Raw genomic sequence first — 17948 nt, 5'->3', positions numbered from 1 at the left:
TATCCGCGAAGGTGGCCGTACCGTCGGCGCCGGCGTCGTGGCAAAGATCCTCGACTAAGCACTTCCTGGGACATGCCTGCGGGCATGTCCCCATTTAACTGGGCACCTTGCCCAATCGCTCTTTTAAGGAAATATCATGCAGAACCAGAAGATCCGTATCCGCCTGAAGGCTTTCGACTATCGCCTGATCGACCAGTCGGCTGCCGAAATCGTGGATACCGCCAAGCGTACCGGCGCAATCGTCAAGGGCCCGGTGCCCCTGCCGACCCGCATCCAGCGCTTCGACATCCTGCGTTCGCCGCACGTCAACAAGACCAGCCGCGATCAGTTCGAGATCCGCACTCACCAGCGCCTGATGGACATCGTCGATCCGACCGACAAGACGGTTGACGCGCTGATGAAGCTCGACCTGCCGGCCGGCGTGGACGTCGAGATCAAGGTGTAAAGATGCTTTGGGCCGCGTTGGTGGCCTGATGCAGCAAAAACGGCGAACCGCAGGGTTCGCCGTTTTTGTTGGCTGACAAGTTTGAATCGCCGATTGTTTGCTCCCCTCTCCCACTTCGCGGGAGAGGGGAGCCTCTACCAGGGGCGTTGGCTTGCGTTCAGCGCGTGGTGCACGTATGCCGGTACAGATCGGACGTCAACCCGCCCCACGCCGCCGCAGCGTCTGCGCCGGACATTCACCGAATGCCCGCCGATATTCGGCGCTGAAGCGCCCCAGATGCGCAAAACCCCAGCGCAATGCCGCGGCGCTGACCGATGCCACCGATGCATCGTTCAGCAGGTCGTGCCGCACCCGCTCAAGCCGCACGGTGCGCAGGTAGGCCATCGGCCCAGTACCGCGATGCTCGCGAAAGCCGGCAAACAGGCTGCGCACACTGACGCCGGCCACCTCCGCCAGCAAGGCCGGGTTCAACGCCGCATCAGCGTTGGCATGAATGTACTCCTCCACCACCTTGACATGGCGCGGCGCCAGCGGCTTGCCGTGCTCGCGCAGCGCGTCCGACAGGCTGTGCGGCTGTGCGGTCAGCAGCGTACCGATCACCAGTTGCTCGAGCTGGCAGGCGGTGAGGGGATGCCGGGCCGATTCCGGGGCCGTCTCGAGCATCGCGGCGAGGTAGCGCATCAGCTCGTACCAGGCGCCGGTGCGCCACGCCATGCCGAGCGCAAAGCGCAGCGCGCGCTCGGGACGCCGGCCCAGGTGGGCGGCGCAGATCCGGTCGAGCGCACTGCGCTCGATGCGCACGATCAGCTGGTCGCTGTCCGCGCTCCAGCGCATCGCGAGCGCGTCGGCCGGCGTCAGCACCGAGGCGCTGTCCGGCGTGGACAGGATGTGCTGGTCGCCACAGCGGATATCGGCCTGGCCCGACAGCGGCATCTGCACCAGCAGGAAGTCGCCCAGCGGACCGGGATCGATGGTGACGTCGGCGCCGTACGCCAACCGGTTGAACGACACCGCGCCCAGCGGGGCATGGTGCATGCGCGCCTGCAGCCGGGTACCACGCACTTCCAGCCGATGCGGTTTGAACACGCGGCCGACGGCGGCGCGCGTCTCGGCTACGTCGGTCGAGGCAAACACGCACCGCGCGGGGTCGCCGAGCAGGGCGCGCGCCAACGGTCCGGCGGCCGTGGCGGCGGGGGGCAGCTGCATTGTCTCGCTCCTCTGGCGTGGACCGCGGTGCTGCCGGGCAGGCTGGGCCTCGCGCCGTGCGCGCCGCATGGTCAGGGACCGGGCCGGCGGTCGAAGTCCGCCCGGCAAACGGTTTCCCACGCGATCCACTATAGCGGATGGGCCCCGGCCGCCGTGTGCCGCCGGCGCCACAGCGTTGACCGGGTCGGCAGTTTCCTGCACTAATCGGATAGCCGCTGCGCCCAGCGGCTAGTTTGCTGCGGTGCGGAGCCACCATGATGGATTCCAGCACGGCAGCCGCCCACCAGAGTACCGTAAAGCGAAAACGACAAGGAGAGCAGGCCATGGGCCAGACCATCCAGATCCAGACCCCAGAAGGCAGTTTCAGCGGTTATCTCGCCGTCCCGGCGGCAGGCAAGGGCCCGGGCATCGTGCTGTGCCAGGAGATTTTCGGCGTCAACGCCACCATGCGCCAGGTTGCCGACTACTACGCCGAAGAGGGCTACACGGTGCTGGTGCCCGACCTGTTCTGGCGCATCGCCCCGGGCATCGAGCTGATTGATCGCGGCGAAGACTTCCAGCGCGCGCTCGGCCTGTACCAGCAGTTCGACGAGGCCAGGGGCGTGCAGGATGTGGGCGCGGCCCTGGACGCGCTGCGCGCCCGCCCGGAATGCGCCGGCCAGACCGGCGTGCTGGGCTTCTGCCTGGGCGGCAAGCTGGCCTACCTGGCGGCTTGCCGGCTGCCGGACGTGGCTTGCGCAGTGGCCTACTATGGCGTCGGCATCGAGCATGCGCTGGCCGAGGCCGCCAATGTGCGCGGCCGCCTGGTGCTGCATATCGCGGAGAAGGACGGCTTCTGCCCGCCGAAGGCACAGGCCGCGATCCGCGAAGCGCTGGCCGGGCGCGACCACATCGAGGTCTATGTCTACCCGGGCGTCGACCACGCCTTCGCGCGCGTGGGCGGCGAGCATTTCGACAAGCCCTCCGCGCTGATGGCGCACCAGCGCGCGATTGCCGCGCTGCGCCGCGAGATGGGGCCGCACTACGATTTCTCCACGCTGTGGGACAAGCACTGCGAATATGAATTCGCCACGCGTGACGTGGATGCCACCATGGCGACGATGGTGCCGCAGCCCTACGTGAACCATATCCCGACCATGACCGGCGGCGTCGGCTACGCGCAGCTGCGGCGCTTCTACCAGAACCACTTTGTCCACAGCAATCCACCGGATACCACGCTGATTCCGCTGTCGCGAACGATCGGCACCACGCAGATCGTCGATGAACTGCTGTTCTGCTTCACGCATACCTGCGAGATCGACTGGATGCTGCCGGGCGTGCCGCCCACCGGCAAGCGCGTGGAGATCCCGCTGGTCGCCATCGTCAAGTTCCGCGGCGACAAGCTCTATCACGAGCATATCTACTGGGACCAGGCCAGCGTGCTGGTGCAGATCGGCAAGCTCGACCCGGCGGGTCTGCCGGTGGCGGGCGTGGAGACCGCGCGCAAGCTGCTGGATGAAACCTTGCCGTCGAACACGCTGATGGCGCGCTGGCAGGAGAGCGAGGGTAAGTAGCGAGCGCAAGTAGCGAGCACAACAACGATCCGGAGCGGGCCCGCAGAGGCCTGCCCGGAACACGGACACGGATGGCAAACAAGGAGACAACCATGAAGGGATTGCAGGACAAGGTGGCCATCGTCACCGGCGGCGCCACTCTGATCGGCGCTGGCGTGGCGCGGGCCTTCGTCGAGGCTGGTGCGCGCGTGGCGATCTTTGATATCGACGCCGCCAACGGTGAGCGCGTTGCCGCGGAGCTGGGCAAGGACGCGCTTTTTATCGCGGCCGATATCACGCAGGACGAACAGGTCCGCGATGCCGTGGGCCAGGTCGCGCAGCGCTTCGGCGGCGTGGACTTCCTGGTCAACCTGGCCTGCACCTATCTCGACGACGGCTTCCGCTCCAGCCGTGCCGACTGGCTGGCGGCGCTCGACGTCAACGTCGTGTCCGGCGTGATGCTGGCGCAGGCGGTGGCGCCGCTGATGCGCGCGCGCGGCGGTGGCGCCATCGTCAATTTCACCAGCATCTCGGCCAATGTCGCGCAGACCGGGCGCTGGCTATATCCGGTATCCAAGGCGGCCATCGCGCAGCTGACGCGCAATATGGCGATGGATCTGGCGCCCGACCGCATCCGCGTGAATTCGGTGTCGCCGGGCTGGACCTGGTGCCGGCTGATGGACGAGGTCAGCGGCGGCAACCGCGCCCGTACCGATGCCGTCGCCGCGCCATTCCACCTGCTGGGCCGCGTGGGCGAGCCCGACGAGGTCGCGCAGGTGGTGCTGTTCCTGTGCTCTGACCATGCCAGCTTCGTCACCGGCGCGGATTACGCCGTCGACGGTGGCTACAGTGCGATGGGCCCGGAGCAGAACGTCCCGGCAATCGGCAAGCTGGCCGGCTGACGCCATCGCCGCACACGCCATCCCCATCCAATCAGGAGACCACATCATGCGCCAACGCATCGCCATCGTAGGGGCCGGGCAATCCGGCCTGCAAATGGCCCTCGGGCTGCAGGCGGCCGGCTACCAGGTCACGCTGCTGTCCAATCGCACGCCGGAGCAAGTCCGCACCGGCAAGGTCATGTCGAGCCAGTGCATGTTCGACCGCGCCTTGCAGACCGAGCGCGACCTCGGCCTCAACTGGTGGGACGACAACTGCCCGCCGGTCGAAGGCATCGGCCTGGCCGTGCCGCATCCCGAACTACCCGGCGCGAAAGCCATCGATTGGGCCGCGCCGCTGGACCGGCCGGCACAGGCGGTCGACCAGCGGCTGAAGATGCCGGCGTGGATGGAAGCCTTCGCCGCGCGCGGCGGCGACCTGCGCATCGTCGATGTTGGCGTGGACGAACTGGAAGCGCTGACCGGCGAGCACGACCTGGTGCTGCTGGCCGCCGGCAAGGGCGAGATCGTCAGCCGCTTCGAGCGCGACGCGCAGCGCAGCCCGTTCGACAAGCCGCAACGCGCGCTGGCGCTGACCTATGTCACCGGCATGGTACCGCGCGAGCCGTTCTCGCGGGTTTGCTTCAACCTGATCCCGGGTGTCGGCGAATACTTCGTCTTCCCCGCGCTGACGCTGTCGGGGCCGTGCGAGATCATGGTGTTCGAGGGCATCCCCGGCGGCCCGATGGATCGCTGGGCCGAGGCACGCACGCCCGACCAGCACCTCGCAGAGAGCCTGCGCATCCTGCGCACCTATGCGCCGTGGGAGGCCGAGCGCTGCGAGCGGGTGGCGCTGACCGACGACAACGGCATCCTGTCGGGCCGCTTCGCGCCGACGGTGCGCAAGCCGGTGCTGACGCTGCCTTCGGGCCGGCTGGTATTCGGCATGGCCGATGCCGTGGTGGTCAACGACCCGATCACCGGGCAGGGTTCCAACAATGCCGCCAAATGCTGCAAGGTCTACCTCGACGCCATCCTCGCCCATGGCGAGCGGCCGTTCGACCGTGACTGGATGGAGCAGACCTTCGCCCGCTACTGGCAATACGCCGGCGATGTCGTGGCCTGGACCAACTCGCTGCTGACCCCGCCGCCGCCGCATATCCTGGCGCTGCTGGGCGTGGCAGGGCAGGCGCCCGCGCTGGCGGCGCGCATCGCCAACGGCTTCGACAATCCACCGGACTATTTCCCGTGGTGGATGGACGAGCAGGCTTGCCACCAGCTGATCGACCACCACCTGCCGCAGGCTGCCTGACATGGACACCACCAATCATGCCGCGCCCCTGCTCGATCCGCGCGAGTTGCGGCGGGTTTGCGGCCGCTACGCGACCGGCGTGGCGGTCATCGGTGCCTGTACCGCGCAGCTGCGGCCGGTCGGCATCACCGTCAACTCGTTCGCGTCGCTGTCGCTGGCGCCGCCGCTGATCCTGTGGAGCCTGGCGTCGCACTCGCCCAACGCCGGGTTGTTCGAGCCAGGCCGGCCGTTCGGTGTCAGCATCCTGCGCGCCGGGCACGGCGACCTGGCGCGCCGCTTCGCGACGCCGGCTGTAGACAAGTTCGCCGGCGTGCGCCATACGCGCTGCGCCCAGGGCGTGCCTTACCTTGACGAGGCGCTCGCCACGCTCGCGTGCCGCGTCGAGCGTGCCGATCCCGTGGGCGATCACCTGCTGATCGTCGGCGCGGTGGAGTCCATCTCGGCGGAAGAGGGCGAGCCGCTGGTCTTCTATAGTGGCGGCTTCGTGCGCGTCGCCGCCTGAGCCGCATGCCGGCGAGCGGCGTCTGCTGCCCGCCGCGCCGCCTTCGTGCCAGCTTTTGTGCACATCTGCTTGAATCCTGCCTACAACACCCATCGGCAAATCACAATTGCTTATTGCCCTTTCCTCGGGGAAGGGTTATAGTGTAAGGCTACCCGTGTCTCCGGGTAGTGGGTTGGCCGTTTTGGCCAGGCGCAGTCCTCTTTAGCGCAGCCCATCCGCGCACAAGCGCAAACACAGTTTTCGTGTATCAATCAGCCCCGGCCAATCGCAGCTGGGAATGGAGCAAACCATGAGCCTTGGCCTTGTAGGTCGCAAGGTTGGCATGACCCGTATTTTCACGGACGACGGTGAAGCGATTCCCGTGACCGTGGTCGAGGTCGGCGACAACCGCGTGACGCAAATCAAGACGGACGAGACCGACGGTTATACCGCGGTTCAAGTCACCTTCGGCGCACGACGCGCAAGCCGCGTCACCAAGCCGCTGGCGGGTCACCTCGCCAAAGCCGGCGTGGAAGCCGGCGAAATCATCCGCGAATTCCGTATCGATGCAGCCAAGGCTGCCGAACTGCAAGCTGGCGGTTCGCTGTCGGTCGACCTGTTCGAAGTCGGTCAGAAGATCGACGTGCAGGGCGTGACCATCGGTAAGGGCTACGCCGGTACCATCAAGCGCTATCACTTCGCCTCCGGCCGTGCCACCCACGGTAACTCGCGCTCGCACAACGTGCCGGGCTCGATCGGTATGGCGCAGGATCCGGGCCGCGTGTTCCCGGGCAAGCGCATGACCGGTCACCTGGGCGATGTCACCCGCACCGTGCAGAACCTGGAGATCGCCAAGATCGACGCAGAGCGCAAGCTGCTGCTGGTCAAGGGCGCCATCCCTGGCTCCAAGAACGGCAAGGTCATCGTTACCCCGGCCGTCAAGGCCAAAGCCAAAGCTTAAGGAGCGCATGTAATGGAACTCAAGCTCCTCCAGGACAATGGCCAGATCGGCGCGGGCGTTGCCGCTTCGCCCGAAGTGTTCGGCCGTGACTACAACGAAGCCCTCGTTCACCAGATCGTCGTCGCTTACCAGGCCAACGCGCGCAGCGGTAACCGCAAGCAGAAGGATCGTGAAGAGGTCAAGCACACGACCAAGAAGCCGTGGCGCCAGAAGGGTACGGGCCGTGCTCGTGCCGGTATGTCTTCCTCGCCGCTGTGGCGCGGGGGCGGCCGTATCTTCCCGAATTCGCCGGAAGAGAACTTCAGCCAGAAGGTCAACAAGAAGATGTTCCGTGCCGGCATGCGCTCGATTTACTCGCAGCTCGCACGTGAAGGTCGTATCAATGTGGTGGACGGTTTCACCGTCGAAGCGCCCAAGACCAAGCTCTTGGCCGACAAGTTCAAGGCCATGGGCCTGGACTCGGTGCTGATCATCACCGACAGCCTCGACGAAAACCTCTACCTGGCTTCGCGCAACCTGCCGCACGTGGCAGTTGTCGAGCCGCGCCAGGCTGATCCGCTGTCGCTCGTGCACTACAAGAAGGTGCTGGTGACCAAGGCAGCCGTCGCGCAGATCGAGGAGTTGCTGAAATGACGCAAGTAGCCAAGAACGATCATCGTTTGATGCAGGTGCTGCTCGCGCCGGTGGTTTCCGAAAAGGCAACCCTGGTCGCCGACAAGAATGAACAAGTCGTGTTCGAAGTGGCCCGCGATGCCAACAAGGCAGAAGTGAAGGCCGCCGTCGAACTGCTGTTCAAGGTCGAGGTGCAGTCCGTTCAGATCCTGAACCAGAAGGGCAAGCAGAAGCGCTTCGGCCGTTTCATGGGCCGTCGCAACCACGTGAAGAAAGCTTACGTGTCGCTGAAGCCGGGTCAGGAAATCAATTTTGAAGCGGAGGCCAAGTAATCATGGCACTCGTCAAGACCAAGCCGACTTCCCCGGGTCGTCGCTCGATGGTGAAGGTCGTCAACAAGGACCTTCACAAGGGCGCCCCGCACGCTCCGCTGCTGGAAAAGCAATTCCAGAAGTCGGGTCGTAACAACAATGGTCATATCACCACCCGCCACAAGGGCGGTGGTCATAAGCACCACTACCGCGTGGTCGACTTCAAGCGCAACGACAAGGACGGCATCCCCGCCAAGGTCGAGCGCCTGGAATACGATCCGAACCGCAGCGCCAACATCGCGCTGGTCGTGTTCGCCGACGGCGAGCGCCGCTACATCATCGCCACCAAGGGCATGGTTGCCGGCCAATCGCTGCTGAATGGCTCGGAAGCGCCGATCAAGGCTGGTAACAACCTGCCGATCCGCAACATTCCGGTCGGTACCACGATCAACAACGTGGAAATGCTGCCGGGCAAGGGCGCCCAGATCGCCCGCGCTGCAGGCGGCTCCGCCGTGCTGCTGGCCCGTGAAGGCCTGTACGCCCAGGTTCGCCTGCGCTCCGGCGAAGTGCGCCGCGTGCACATCGAGTGCCGCGCCACCGTCGGTGAAGTTGGCAACGAAGAGCACAGCCTGCGCGTCATCGGCAAGGCCGGTGCGACCCGTTGGCGCGGTATCCGCCCGACGGTCCGCGGCGTTGTGATGAACCCGGTCGACCACCCGCACGGTGGTGGCGAGGGCAAGACCGCTGCTGGCCGCGATCCGGTGTCGCCGTGGGGTACCCCGACCAAGGGCTACCGCACCCGCAGCAACAAGCGCACGGACAGCATGATCGTCCAGAAGCGCCACAAGCGTTAATCGGTAGGTAGGAGCTAAAGATATGACTCGTTCCGCTAAAAAGGGTCCGTTCTGCGACGCCCACCTGCTGAAGAAGGTGGAAGTTGCAGTCAGCGGCAAGGACAAGAAGCCCATCAAGACTTGGTCGCGCCGCTCGACCATTCTGCCGGAGTTCATTGGCCTGACGATCGCCGTGCACAACGGCCGTCAACACGTGCCGGTGTACGTGACGGAAAACATGGTTGGCCACAAGCTCGGCGAATTTGCGATCACCCGCACGTTCAAGGGCCACGCGGCTGACAAGAAAGCGAAGAGGTAAGGTGCCATCATGGAAGTGAAAGCGATTCATCGCGGTGCCCGCATCTCCGCCCAGAAGACGCGCCTGGTCGCTGACCAGATCCGTGGTCTGCCGATCGAGCGCGCGCTCAATGTCCTGACGTTCAGCCCGAAAAAGGCTGCCGGGATTGTGAAGAAGGTGGTCGAATCGGCCATCGCCAACGCTGAGCACAACGAAGGCGCCGACATCGACGAACTCAAGGTCAAATCGATCTACGTCGACAAGGCGACCTCGCTCAAGCGCTTCACCGCACGGGCGAAGGGCCGCGGCAACCGCATCGAGAAACAAACCTGTCACATCACTGTGACGCTCGGCAACTAAGGAGTCACGATGGGACAGAAGATTCATCCGACTGGCTTCCGTCTGGCTGTCAGCCGTAACTGGGCTTCGCGCTGGTACGCCAGCAACACGAAGTTCGCCGGCATGCTGAAGGAAGACATCGAAGTTCGCGACTTCCTGAAGAAGAAGCTGAAGAACGCATCGGTTGGCCGCGTCGTCATCGAGCGCCCCGCCCGCAATGCCCGCATCACCATTTACAGCTCGCGTCCGGGCGTGGTGATCGGCAAGAAGGGTGAGGACATCGAACTGCTGAAGGCCGAACTGCAGCGTCGCATGGGCGTGCCCGTGCACGTGAACATCGAGGAAATCCGCAAGCCGGAAACCGATGCTCAGCTGATCGCCGACTCGATCACCCAGCAGCTCGAGCGCCGCATCATGTTCCGCCGCGCCATGAAGCGCGCCATGCAGAACGCGATGCGCCTGGGTGCCCAGGGCATCAAGATCATGAGCGCCGGCCGTCTGAACGGTATCGAAATCGCACGTACCGAGTGGTACCGCGAAGGCCGTGTGCCCCTGCACACCCTGCGCGCCGACATCGACTACGGCTTCTCCGAAGCAGAAACCACCTACGGCATCATCGGTGTCAAGGTGTGGGTCTACAAGGGTGATCACCTCGGCCGCAATGAAGCGCCGGTGGTGGAAGAGCCGCAAGACGACCGTCGTCGTCGCCCGGGTCGTCCGGAAGGCCGCCGCCGTGAAGGCGAAGGCCGTCCGGGTGGCAACCGCCGTGGCGGTGCCGGTGCCGGTCGTCGCGCTGCGCCTGGCGCAGATGGGAAGAGTGGAGAATAACGATGCTGCAACCTAAGCGCAGAAAATACCGCAAGGAGCAGAAAGGCCGCAACACGGGTAAGGCTACCCGTGGCAACGCCGTGTCTTTCGGCGAATTCGGCCTGAAGGCCATGGGCCGTGGCCGTCTGACGGCTCGCCAGATCGAGTCGGCACGTCGTGCGATGACCCGTCACATCAAGCGTGGCGGCCGCATCTGGATCCGGATCTTCCCGGACAAGCCGATCTCGAAGAAGCCCGCTGAAGTCCGTATGGGTAACGGTAAGGGCAATCCGGAGTACTACGTGGCTGAAATCCAGCCGGGCAAGATGCTGTACGAAATGGATGGCGTGAGCGAAGAGCTGGCGCGTGAGGCGTTCCGCCTCGCAGCGGCCAAGCTGCCGATCGCCACCAATTTCGTGGTGCGCCAGGTCGGGACGTAAGGAGAGCAGGGATGAAAGCATCCGAACTTCGCGGCAAGGACGCCGCAGGCCTGAACCAGGAGCTCTCCGAGCTGCTGAAGGCCCAATTTAGCCTGCGCATGCAAAAGGCAACCCAACAGCTGCAGAACACCAGCCAGCTGAAGAAGGTTCGCAAGGACATCGCGCGCGTGCAAACCGTGCTGACTGAAAAGGCGAACGCGAAATGACTGAAGCTGCACAAACGGAAAAGTCGCTTCGCCGTACCCTGGTCGGCCGTGTCGTGAGCGACAAGATGGACAAGACCGTTACGGTCTTGGTGGAAAACCGCGTCAAGCATCCCCTGTACGGCAAGTACGTGCTGCGTTCCAAGAAGTACCACGCACACGACGAAGCCAACCAGTACAAGGAAGGCGACAAGGTCGAAATCCAGGAAGGCCGTCCGCTGTCGCGGACCAAGTCCTGGGTGGTTTCCCGGCTGGTAGAGGCTGCACGCGTCATCTAAGAACAACACGTTCTTAGCTTGACTTGCAAGTCCAGGATTATGTAGCTATAATCCTGGACTTCCGCTTTATTGCGTTCGCCTTAGCAGTACCACCCGGGCGGGCCTGTTGAGCGAGCCAGGGCCAAGCGATTCGACATCAGTCAAGTTGCCAGGCTCCTACCGACTTCAAAGTTGATCAACCCATACGGTGCTGGCGCAAGGCCGGAACCGACGGGACCAAGACTGACCGACGGGCGCTATGGCACCTGGCGGATTAAGTTGGGAAGACAAACACCATGATTCAGACAGAAAGCCGGCTCGAAGTGGCCGATAACACTGGTGCGCGCGAAGTGCTGTGCATCAAGGTGCTGGGTGGCTCCAAGCGCCGCTACGCAAGCGTTGGCGACATCATCAAGGTGACCGTCAAGGACGCAGCGCCGCGCGGTCGCGTGAAGAAGGGCGACATCTACAACGCCGTCGTCGTGCGTACCGCCAAGGGCGTGCGCCGCGCTGACGGTTCGCTGATCAAGTTCGACGGCAATGCCGCCGTCCTGCTGAACAACAAGCTCGAGCCGATCGGCACCCGTATTTTCGGGCCGGTGACTCGTGAACTCCGTACCGAGCGCTTCATGAAGATCGTGTCGCTCGCTCCGGAAGTGCTGTAAGGAGCCGACATGAACAAGATTCGCAAAGGCGATGAAGTCATCGTCCTGACCGGCAAGGACAAGGGCAAGCGCGGTACCGTGCAGGCCGTGCTCGGTGACAAGGTTGCGGTGCAGGGCGTGAACATCGCCAAGAAGCATGCGCGCCCGAACCCGATGCTGGGCACCACCGGTGGCGTGGTTGACAAGGTCATGCCGCTGCATATTTCCAACGTTGCGCTCGTGGATGCCAATGGCAAGCCGTCGCGCGTCGGCATCAAGGTGGAAGACGGCAAGCGCGTGCGCGTGCTGAAGACCACCGGCGCCGTCGTGGCAGCTTGATTCTGGGCACGTTTAGGAGTTGAGCATGGCAGCACGTCTGCAAGAGTTTTACAAAGAACAGGTTGTGCCGAAGCTGATCGAACAGTTCGGCTACAAGTCGGTCATGGAAGTGCCGCGCATCACCAAGATCACCCTGAACATGGGCCTTGGCGAAGCGATCAATGACAAGAAGATCATTGAAAACGCCGTCGGCGACCTGACCAAGATCGCCGGTCAGAAGCCGGTCGTGACGAAGGCCAAGAAGGCCATCGCCGGCTTCAAGATCCGCCAGGGCTACCCCATCGGTGCGATGGTGACCCTGCGCGGCGAGCGCATGTTCGAATTCCTCGATCGTTTCGTCACCGTGGCCCTGCCGCGCGTGCGTGACTTCCGTGGTGTGTCGGGCCGTTCGTTTGACGGTCGTGGCAACTACAACATCGGTGTGAAAGAGCAGATCATTTTCCCCGAAATCGAGTACGACAAGATCGACGCACTGCGTGGTCTGAACATCAGCATCACGACGACGGCAAAGAACGACGAGGAAGCCAAGGCACTCCTCGGTGCGTTCAAGTTCCCGTTCCGCAATTAAGGGGTAACCGTGGCTAAACTGGCTCTGATTGAACGTGAGAAGAAGCGCGCCAAGCTGGTGGCGAAGTACGCCGCCAAGCGCGCCAACCTCAAGGCCATTATCGACGACCAAGAGAAGTCGGAAGAAGAGCGTTACAGCGCGCGTCTCGAGCTGCAACAGCTCCCGCGCAACGCGAACCCGACTCGCCAGCGTAATCGCTGCGCGATCACCGGTCGTCCCCGCGGTACCTTCCGCAAGTTTAGCCTGGCGCGTAACAAGATCCGCGAAATCGCCTTCAAGGGCGAAATCCCGGGTCTGACGAAAGCCAGCTGGTAATTACGCACAGGCTACAGGAGAAACAGTATGAGCATGAGCGATCCTATCGCCGATATGCTGACGCGCATCCGCAACGCCCAGGGCGTGCAGAAGGCGTCGGTTGTCATGCCGTCGTCGAAGCTGAAAGTGGCAATCGCCAAGGTCCTGAAGGACGAAGGCTACATCGACGATTACGCCGTCCAGGAAGATGGCGGCAAGGCACAACTGAGCATCGGCCTGAAGTACTACGCCGGCCGTCCGGTGATCGAGCGCATCGAGCGCGTCTCGAAGCCCGGCCTGCGCGTGTACAAGGGCCGCAGCGACATCCCGCAAGTGATGAACGGCCTGGGTGTGGCGATCATCTCGACCCCGCAGGGTCTGATGACCGACCGCAAGGCTCGCGCCACCGGCGTGGGCGGCGAAGTTCTCTGCTACGTCGCTTAAGGAGAGAACCATGTCCCGTGTAGGTAAGGCTCCCATCGCGCTCCCCAAGGGCGCGGAAGTGAACGTGGCAGCTGGCGTGCTCTCCGTGAAGGGTCCGCTGGGTACGCTGTCGCAACCGATCCACAGCCTGGTCAAGGTCAATGTCGAGAACGACACGCTGACCTTCTCGCCGGCTGACGAGTCGCGTGAAGCAAACGCCCTGCAAGGCACCATGCGCGCCCTGGCGGCGAACATGGTCAAGGGCGTGACCACCGGTTTCGAGCGCAAGCTGAACCTCGTTGGCGTGGGCTACCGTGCCCAGCTGCAAGGCGCTGCGCTGAAGCTCCAGCTTGGTTTCTCGCACGACGTGATCCATGAGATGCCGGAAGGCGTGAAGGCGGAAACGCCGACGCAGACCGAGATCATCATCAAGGGTGCGGACAAGCAGAAAGTCGGTCAGGTTGCCGCGGAAGTCCGCGCGTACCGCCCGCCTGAGCCCTACAAGGGCAAGGGTGTGCGCTACAGCGACGAGCGCGTCATCCTGAAGGAAACCAAGAAGAAGTAAGGGGTGCAATGATGAACAAGAAAGACGCTCGTTTGCGCCGTGCACGTCAGACCCGCGCCAAGATCGCGGAGATGAAAGTCAATCGTCTGACCGTGTTCCGTACGAATTCGCATATTTACGCCCAGGTCTTCTCCGAGTGCGGCACCAAGGTGCTGGCTTCGGCTTCGACCGCAGAGGTGGAAGTGCGCAAGGAACTGGATGGCAAGGGCGCTACCGCCGCTGCCGCCACCGTGGTTGGCAAGCGCATCGCCGAGAAGGCGAAGGCTGCCGGCGTGGAAACCGTCGCGTTCGATCGCGCCGGCTTCCGTTTCCATGGCCGCGTGAAGGCCCTGGCAGACGCCGCCCGCGAAGCCGGCCTGAAGTTCTAAGCGCATAGAGAGAGATACGTCATGGCAAAGATGCAAGCAAAAGTCCAACAGGACGAACGCGACGACGGCCTCCGCGAGAAGATGATCTCGGTCAACCGTGTCACCAAGGTGGTGAAGGGTGGCCGGATTCTCGGTTTCGCAGCGCTGACCGTGGTTGGTGACGGCGATGGCCGCATCGGCATGGGCAAGGGCAAGGCCAAGGAAGTGCCGGTTGCTGTTCAGAAGGCAATGGACGAAGCCCGTCGCAAGATGGTCAAGGTCTCGCTGAAGAACGGCACGCTGCAACACGAAGTCGTTGGCAAGCACGGCGCCGCCAAGGTGCTGATGATGCCCGCCAAGGAAGGTACCGGCGTGATCGCCGGCGGCCCGATGCGCGCGATCTTCGAAGTGATGGGCGTCACCAACGTGGTGACCAAGTCGCACGGCTCCACCAACCCGTACAACATGGTTCGCGCCACGCTGGACGGCCTTCAGAAGATGAGCACGCCGGGCGAAATCGCCGCGAAGCGCGGCAAGTCGGTCGAAGACATCCTGGGTTAAGGTGAACGCAATGTCGCAGAAAACCGTAAAAGTGCAACTCGTGCGCAGCCTGATCGGCACGCGCGAGGATCATCGCGCCACCGTTCGTGGCCTGGGCCTGCGCCGCATCAACTCGGTGTCGGAGCTGCAGGACACGCCCGCCGTGCGCGGCATGATCAACAAGGTCTCGTACCTGGTGAAGGTTCTGGCCTGATCGGGACTTGGAGAGCAAGATGCAACTGAACAACCTGAAACCGGCTGCCGGTTCGAAGCACGCCAAGCGTCGCGTCGGCCGCGGTATCGGCTCCGGCCTGGGCAAGACCGCCGGTCGCGGTCACAAGGGTCAGAAGTCGCGTTCGGGCGGCTTCCACAAGGTGGGTTTCGAAGGCGGTCAAATGCCGCTGTATCGTCGCCTGCCGAAGCGCGGCTTCACCTCGCTGACCAAGGCGTTCACCGCCGAAGTCACGCTGCGTGACATCGAGCGCCTGGAAGCGGCCGAAGTCGACCTGCTGGTTCTGAAGCAGGCTGGCCTGGTCAGCGACCTGGTCAAGAGCGCCAAGGTCATCAAGGCCGGCGAGCTGACCCGCAAGGTGACGATCAAGGGTCTGGGCGCCACCGCTGGCGCCAAGGCCGCGATCGAAGCCGCTGGCGGCCAGATCGCAGCCTGACAAGGCATTTATCGCAGCATAGGCAGTCATAGTCGGAGCATCGTTTGGCCACGGCGAAACCCAATGCAAGCGCGCAAGCCAGGAACACGGCGAAGTACGGCGACCTCAAGCGCCGGCTGATGTTTCTGGTGCTGGCCCTGATCGTGTACCGCATCGGCGCTCATATTCCGGTGCCCGGTATCGATCCGGAGCAGCTTGCGAAGCTTTTCCAGAGTCAGTCGGGTGGCATCCTCGGGATGTTCAACCTGTTCTCGGGCGGGGCGCTGTCGCGCTTTACCGTCTTCGCGCTCGGCATCATGCCGTACATCTCGGCGTCGATCATCATGCAGTTGCTGACGATCGTGCTGCCGCAGCTGGAGTCGCTGAAGAAGGAAGGGCAGGCAGGCCAGCGCAAGATCACGCAGTACACGCGCTACGGCACCGTGGTCCTGGCCACGTTCCAGGCGCTGTCGATTGCGGTGGCGCTGGAGTCGCAGCCGGGGCTGGTGCTGGATCCTGGCCTGATGTTCCGGGCCACGGCGGTGATCACGCTGGTGACCGGCACGATGTTCCTGATGTGGCTGGGTGAGCAGATCACCGAGCGGGGTCTGGGCAACGGCATCTCGATCATCATCTTCGGCGGTATCGCGGCGGGCCTGCCCAACGCGATCGGCGGACTGTTCGAACTGGTCCGCACGGGTTCCATGAGCATCATCGCGGCGATCTTCATCGTGGCGATCGTGATCGGTGTGACCTTCGCAGTGGTGTTCGTCGAGCGTGGCCAGCGCAAGATCCTGGTGAACTATGCCAAGCGTCAGGTCGGCAACAAGGTGTACGGCGGACAGTCGTCGCACCTGCCGCTGAAGCTGAACATGGCAGGGGTGATTCCGCCGATCTTCGCGTCGTCGATCATCCTGTTCCCGGCAACGATCGCGGGCTGGTTCACGTCTGACGCGACTGGATCGGTGGGCGGGTTCATCAAGGACCTGGCTGCCACGCTGTCGCCGGGCCAGCCGGTCTACATCCTGCTGTACGCTGCTGCGATTGTATTTTTCTGCTTCTTCTACACGGCCCTGGTCTACAACAGCCGTGAAGTGGCAGACAACCTGAAGAAAAGCGGTGCCTTCATTCCGGGCATTCGTCCGGGCGAGCAGACGACGCGCTATATCGACAAGATCCTGGTGCGTTTGACGCTGGCTGGTGCGATCTACATCACACTGGTCTGCCTGTTGCCGGAATTCCTGGTGCTGCGCTGGAACGTTCCGTTCTATTTCGGCGGAACCTCCCTGCTGATCATCGTGGTCGTCACGATGGACTTCATGGCCCAGGTTCAGTCCTATGTCATGTCGCAGCAGTATGAGTCGCTGCTGAAGAAGGCGAATTTCAAGGGTAATCTGACCTTGCGCTGACTTCGGATCGGTACAGGCTAGGTATGGCAAAAGACGACGTCATCCAGATGCAGGGCCAGGTCCTGGAGAACCTGCCCAATGCGACGTTCCGAGTCAAGCTGGAGAATGGCCATGTAGTGCTGGGCCACATCTCCGGCAAGATGAGAATGAACTACATCCGGATTCTTCCGGGTGACAAGGTGACGGTCGAGCTGACCCCATATGATCTGTCGCGCGCACGAATCGTCTTCCGGACGAAGTGAGCGAACAGGAATTGAAGGAAGAGGAAAATTATGAAAGTGCTGGCTTCTGTTAAGCGCATTTGCCGCAACTGCAAAATCATCAAGCGCAACGGTGTCGTGCGCGTGATCTGCTCGTCGGATCCCCGCCACAAGCAACGCCAAGGCTAATCGGAAAGAGGATTGACGAATGGCACGTATCGCAGGGGTTAACATCCCGAACCACAAGCATACCGAAATCGGCCTGACCGCCATTTACGGTATCGGCCGCTCGCGCGCCCGCAAGATTTGCGAGGCCACCGGTGTACCGTTTGACAAGAAGGTCAAGGATCTGACCGACGCCGACCTGGAAAAGCTTCGTGACGAAGTGGGCAAGGTCACGGTCGAGGGTGACCTGCGTCGTGAAACCACGATGAACATCAAGCGTCTGATGGACCTTGGTTGCTATCGTGGCATGCGTCACCGCAAGGGCCTGCCCATGCGCGGTCAGCGTACCCGTACCAACGCACGTACCCGCAAGGGTCCGCGCAAGGCCGGCGTGGCTCTGAAGAAGTAAAGCCGAAGGCAGAGGAAGAAACTAATGGCAAAAGGTCCGAATAACGCCGCTCGCGCGCGTAAGAAGGTCAAGAAGAACGTTGCCGACGGCATTGCGCACGTCCACGCCTCGTTCAACAACACCATCATCACGATCACCGACCGTCAGGGCAATGCCCTGTCGTGGGCGACCGCCGGTGGCCAGGGCTTCAAGGGTTCGCGCAAGTCGACCCCGTTCGCTGCCCAGGTTGCTGCCGAGAACGCCGGCCGCGTGGCGCAAGACCAGGGCATCAAGAACCTGGAAGTGCGCATCAAGGGCCCTGGCCCTGGCCGTGAGTCGGCTGTCCGCGCGCTGAACGCGCTGGGCATCAAGATCGCGATCATCGAAGACGTCACGCCGATTCCGCACAACGGCTGCCGTCCGCCGAAGCGCCGCCGCATCTAAGCGATGGCGTGTCCGAGCCCGGTGGGTTTACCTGCCGGTTTCGGATATGGTAGTATCGCG

At 63.3% G+C, this 17948-nt stretch carries 31 protein-coding genes; 30 read left to right on the top strand and 1 reads right to left on the bottom strand.

Going from position 1 to position 17948, the window contains the following annotated elements:
• The first annotated feature begins 136 nt into the window (after nucleotides 1-136).
• Entirely contained in the window at nucleotides 137-445 is a 309-nt protein-coding gene (gene rpsJ, locus IPF36_RS25410; RefSeq protein ID WP_006160488.1) for a 30S ribosomal protein S10, read from the top strand.
• Between the two features lie 195 nt (nucleotides 446-640).
• Here the strand turns inward: rpsJ and IPF36_RS25405 are convergent, their stop codons facing one another.
• The gene (locus IPF36_RS25405; protein ID WP_133093423.1) at nucleotides 641-1651 is read right to left on the bottom strand and encodes an AraC family transcriptional regulator; all 1011 of its coding nucleotides are present in this window, start codon (nucleotides 1649-1651) and stop codon (nucleotides 641-643) included.
• A gap of 323 nt (nucleotides 1652-1974) precedes the next feature.
• On the opposite strand from IPF36_RS25405, the gene IPF36_RS25400 reads away from it, so the two are divergent.
• From IPF36_RS25400 to rpsK, 29 genes are all read left to right on the top strand, one after another.
• Nucleotides 1975-3204 (top strand): dienelactone hydrolase family protein, encoded by a 1230-nt coding sequence (locus tag IPF36_RS25400; protein ID WP_133093424.1) that lies wholly within the window; start codon nucleotides 1975-1977, stop codon nucleotides 3202-3204.
• Between the two features lie 92 nt (nucleotides 3205-3296).
• The gene (locus tag IPF36_RS25395; protein WP_133093425.1) at nucleotides 3297-4085 is read left to right on the top strand and encodes an SDR family oxidoreductase; all 789 of its coding nucleotides are present in this window, start codon (nucleotides 3297-3299) and stop codon (nucleotides 4083-4085) included.
• Between the two features lie 46 nt (nucleotides 4086-4131).
• Entirely contained in the window at nucleotides 4132-5373 is a 1242-nt protein-coding gene (locus tag IPF36_RS25390; protein WP_195431123.1) for a styrene monooxygenase/indole monooxygenase family protein, read from the top strand.
• A 1-nt stretch (nucleotide 5374) separates the two neighbouring features.
• Complete coding sequence (locus IPF36_RS25385) at nucleotides 5375-5875, top strand: flavin reductase family protein (RefSeq protein ID WP_133093427.1); 501 nt, start codon at nucleotides 5375-5377, stop codon at nucleotides 5873-5875.
• Nucleotides 5876-6164: 289 nt separating this feature from the next.
• On the top strand, nucleotides 6165-6815 hold the full coding sequence (gene rplC, locus IPF36_RS25380; protein WP_010812397.1) for a 50S ribosomal protein L3: 651 nt from the start codon (nucleotides 6165-6167) through the stop codon (nucleotides 6813-6815).
• A gap of 12 nt (nucleotides 6816-6827) precedes the next feature.
• Nucleotides 6828-7448 (top strand): 50S ribosomal protein L4, encoded by a 621-nt coding sequence (gene rplD, locus IPF36_RS25375; RefSeq protein ID WP_195431120.1) that lies wholly within the window; start codon nucleotides 6828-6830, stop codon nucleotides 7446-7448.
• Nucleotides 7445-7759, top strand: a complete 315-nt coding sequence (gene rplW / locus IPF36_RS25370; RefSeq protein ID WP_006576245.1) for a 50S ribosomal protein L23 — start codon at nucleotides 7445-7447, stop codon at nucleotides 7757-7759. The genes rplD and rplW overlap by 4 nt, the downstream gene beginning before the upstream one ends.
• A gap of 2 nt (nucleotides 7760-7761) precedes the next feature.
• Nucleotides 7762-8592: a 50S ribosomal protein L2 gene (gene rplB, locus IPF36_RS25365; protein WP_029047584.1), complete on the top strand. Its 831-nt coding sequence runs from the start codon at nucleotides 7762-7764 to the stop codon at nucleotides 8590-8592.
• Between the two features lie 22 nt (nucleotides 8593-8614).
• A complete protein-coding gene (rpsS, locus tag IPF36_RS25360) occupies nucleotides 8615-8890 on the top strand; it encodes a 30S ribosomal protein S19 (protein ID WP_029047585.1) in 276 nt (91 codons plus the stop codon).
• A 9-nt stretch (nucleotides 8891-8899) separates the two neighbouring features.
• Nucleotides 8900-9229 (top strand): 50S ribosomal protein L22, encoded by a 330-nt coding sequence (rplV, locus tag IPF36_RS25355; RefSeq protein WP_003271370.1) that lies wholly within the window; start codon nucleotides 8900-8902, stop codon nucleotides 9227-9229.
• A gap of 9 nt (nucleotides 9230-9238) precedes the next feature.
• Nucleotides 9239-10036 carry a 30S ribosomal protein S3 gene (rpsC, locus tag IPF36_RS25350; protein WP_029047586.1) on the top strand — a complete coding sequence of 266 codons (798 nt, stop codon included), beginning with the start codon at nucleotides 9239-9241 and terminating at the stop codon, nucleotides 10034-10036.
• 2 nt (nucleotides 10037-10038) lie between these two features.
• Complete coding sequence (gene rplP / locus IPF36_RS25345; protein ID WP_006576240.1) at nucleotides 10039-10455, top strand: 50S ribosomal protein L16; 417 nt, start codon at nucleotides 10039-10041, stop codon at nucleotides 10453-10455.
• Between the two features lie 11 nt (nucleotides 10456-10466).
• Nucleotides 10467-10661, top strand: a complete 195-nt coding sequence (gene rpmC, locus IPF36_RS25340; protein ID WP_008642937.1) for a 50S ribosomal protein L29 — start codon at nucleotides 10467-10469, stop codon at nucleotides 10659-10661.
• Complete coding sequence (gene rpsQ / locus IPF36_RS25335; RefSeq protein WP_010812389.1) at nucleotides 10658-10936, top strand: 30S ribosomal protein S17; 279 nt, start codon at nucleotides 10658-10660, stop codon at nucleotides 10934-10936. Before rpmC ends, rpsQ begins: the two co-directional genes overlap by 4 nt.
• Before the next feature lie 275 nt (nucleotides 10937-11211).
• Nucleotides 11212-11580: a 50S ribosomal protein L14 gene (gene rplN / locus IPF36_RS25330; RefSeq protein ID WP_010812388.1), complete on the top strand. Its 369-nt coding sequence runs from the start codon at nucleotides 11212-11214 to the stop codon at nucleotides 11578-11580.
• A gap of 9 nt (nucleotides 11581-11589) precedes the next feature.
• A complete protein-coding gene (gene rplX, locus IPF36_RS25325) occupies nucleotides 11590-11898 on the top strand; it encodes a 50S ribosomal protein L24 (RefSeq protein WP_010812387.1) in 309 nt (102 codons plus the stop codon).
• A gap of 25 nt (nucleotides 11899-11923) precedes the next feature.
• Nucleotides 11924-12466: a 50S ribosomal protein L5 gene (rplE, locus tag IPF36_RS25320; protein WP_010812386.1), complete on the top strand. Its 543-nt coding sequence runs from the start codon at nucleotides 11924-11926 to the stop codon at nucleotides 12464-12466.
• A gap of 9 nt (nucleotides 12467-12475) precedes the next feature.
• The gene (rpsN, locus tag IPF36_RS25315; RefSeq protein WP_195431117.1) at nucleotides 12476-12781 is read left to right on the top strand and encodes a 30S ribosomal protein S14; all 306 of its coding nucleotides are present in this window, start codon (nucleotides 12476-12478) and stop codon (nucleotides 12779-12781) included.
• 27 nt (nucleotides 12782-12808) lie between these two features.
• Nucleotides 12809-13204: a 30S ribosomal protein S8 gene (rpsH, locus tag IPF36_RS25310; protein ID WP_010812384.1), complete on the top strand. Its 396-nt coding sequence runs from the start codon at nucleotides 12809-12811 to the stop codon at nucleotides 13202-13204.
• Between the two features lie 10 nt (nucleotides 13205-13214).
• Complete coding sequence (gene rplF, locus IPF36_RS25305) at nucleotides 13215-13748, top strand: 50S ribosomal protein L6 (RefSeq protein ID WP_133093429.1); 534 nt, start codon at nucleotides 13215-13217, stop codon at nucleotides 13746-13748.
• Between the two features lie 11 nt (nucleotides 13749-13759).
• Complete coding sequence (gene rplR, locus IPF36_RS25300) at nucleotides 13760-14116, top strand: 50S ribosomal protein L18 (RefSeq protein WP_010812382.1); 357 nt, start codon at nucleotides 13760-13762, stop codon at nucleotides 14114-14116.
• 21 nt (nucleotides 14117-14137) lie between these two features.
• Nucleotides 14138-14656, top strand: a complete 519-nt coding sequence (gene rpsE / locus IPF36_RS25295) for a 30S ribosomal protein S5 (RefSeq protein WP_006160449.1) — start codon at nucleotides 14138-14140, stop codon at nucleotides 14654-14656.
• Between the two features lie 10 nt (nucleotides 14657-14666).
• Entirely contained in the window at nucleotides 14667-14849 is a 183-nt protein-coding gene (gene rpmD, locus IPF36_RS25290; protein ID WP_010812381.1) for a 50S ribosomal protein L30, read from the top strand.
• 19 nt (nucleotides 14850-14868) lie between these two features.
• The gene (gene rplO / locus IPF36_RS25285; protein WP_063241272.1) at nucleotides 14869-15303 is read left to right on the top strand and encodes a 50S ribosomal protein L15; all 435 of its coding nucleotides are present in this window, start codon (nucleotides 14869-14871) and stop codon (nucleotides 15301-15303) included.
• A 44-nt stretch (nucleotides 15304-15347) separates the two neighbouring features.
• The gene (secY, locus tag IPF36_RS25280; protein WP_029047589.1) at nucleotides 15348-16691 is read left to right on the top strand and encodes a preprotein translocase subunit SecY; all 1344 of its coding nucleotides are present in this window, start codon (nucleotides 15348-15350) and stop codon (nucleotides 16689-16691) included.
• Nucleotides 16692-16714: 23 nt separating this feature from the next.
• Entirely contained in the window at nucleotides 16715-16933 is a 219-nt protein-coding gene (gene infA, locus IPF36_RS25275) for a translation initiation factor IF-1 (protein WP_116320343.1), read from the top strand.
• Between the two features lie 30 nt (nucleotides 16934-16963).
• On the top strand, nucleotides 16964-17080 hold the full coding sequence (gene rpmJ / locus IPF36_RS25270; protein ID WP_008642959.1) for a 50S ribosomal protein L36: 117 nt from the start codon (nucleotides 16964-16966) through the stop codon (nucleotides 17078-17080).
• Between the two features lie 19 nt (nucleotides 17081-17099).
• A complete protein-coding gene (gene rpsM / locus IPF36_RS25265) occupies nucleotides 17100-17465 on the top strand; it encodes a 30S ribosomal protein S13 (RefSeq protein WP_008642961.1) in 366 nt (121 codons plus the stop codon).
• Nucleotides 17466-17489: 24 nt separating this feature from the next.
• Nucleotides 17490-17888 (top strand): 30S ribosomal protein S11, encoded by a 399-nt coding sequence (gene rpsK / locus IPF36_RS25260; protein ID WP_010812376.1) that lies wholly within the window; start codon nucleotides 17490-17492, stop codon nucleotides 17886-17888.
• Nucleotides 17889-17948 lie beyond the last annotated feature (60 nt).

Origin of the sequence: Cupriavidus sp. IK-TO18, from assembly GCF_015549295.1 — a bacterium.
Classification (GTDB): domain Bacteria; phylum Pseudomonadota; class Gammaproteobacteria; order Burkholderiales; family Burkholderiaceae; genus Cupriavidus; species Cupriavidus oxalaticus_A.
Note: the sequence above shows the minus strand (reverse complement) of the source record. Positions and strands in the feature narration are given on the sequence as shown.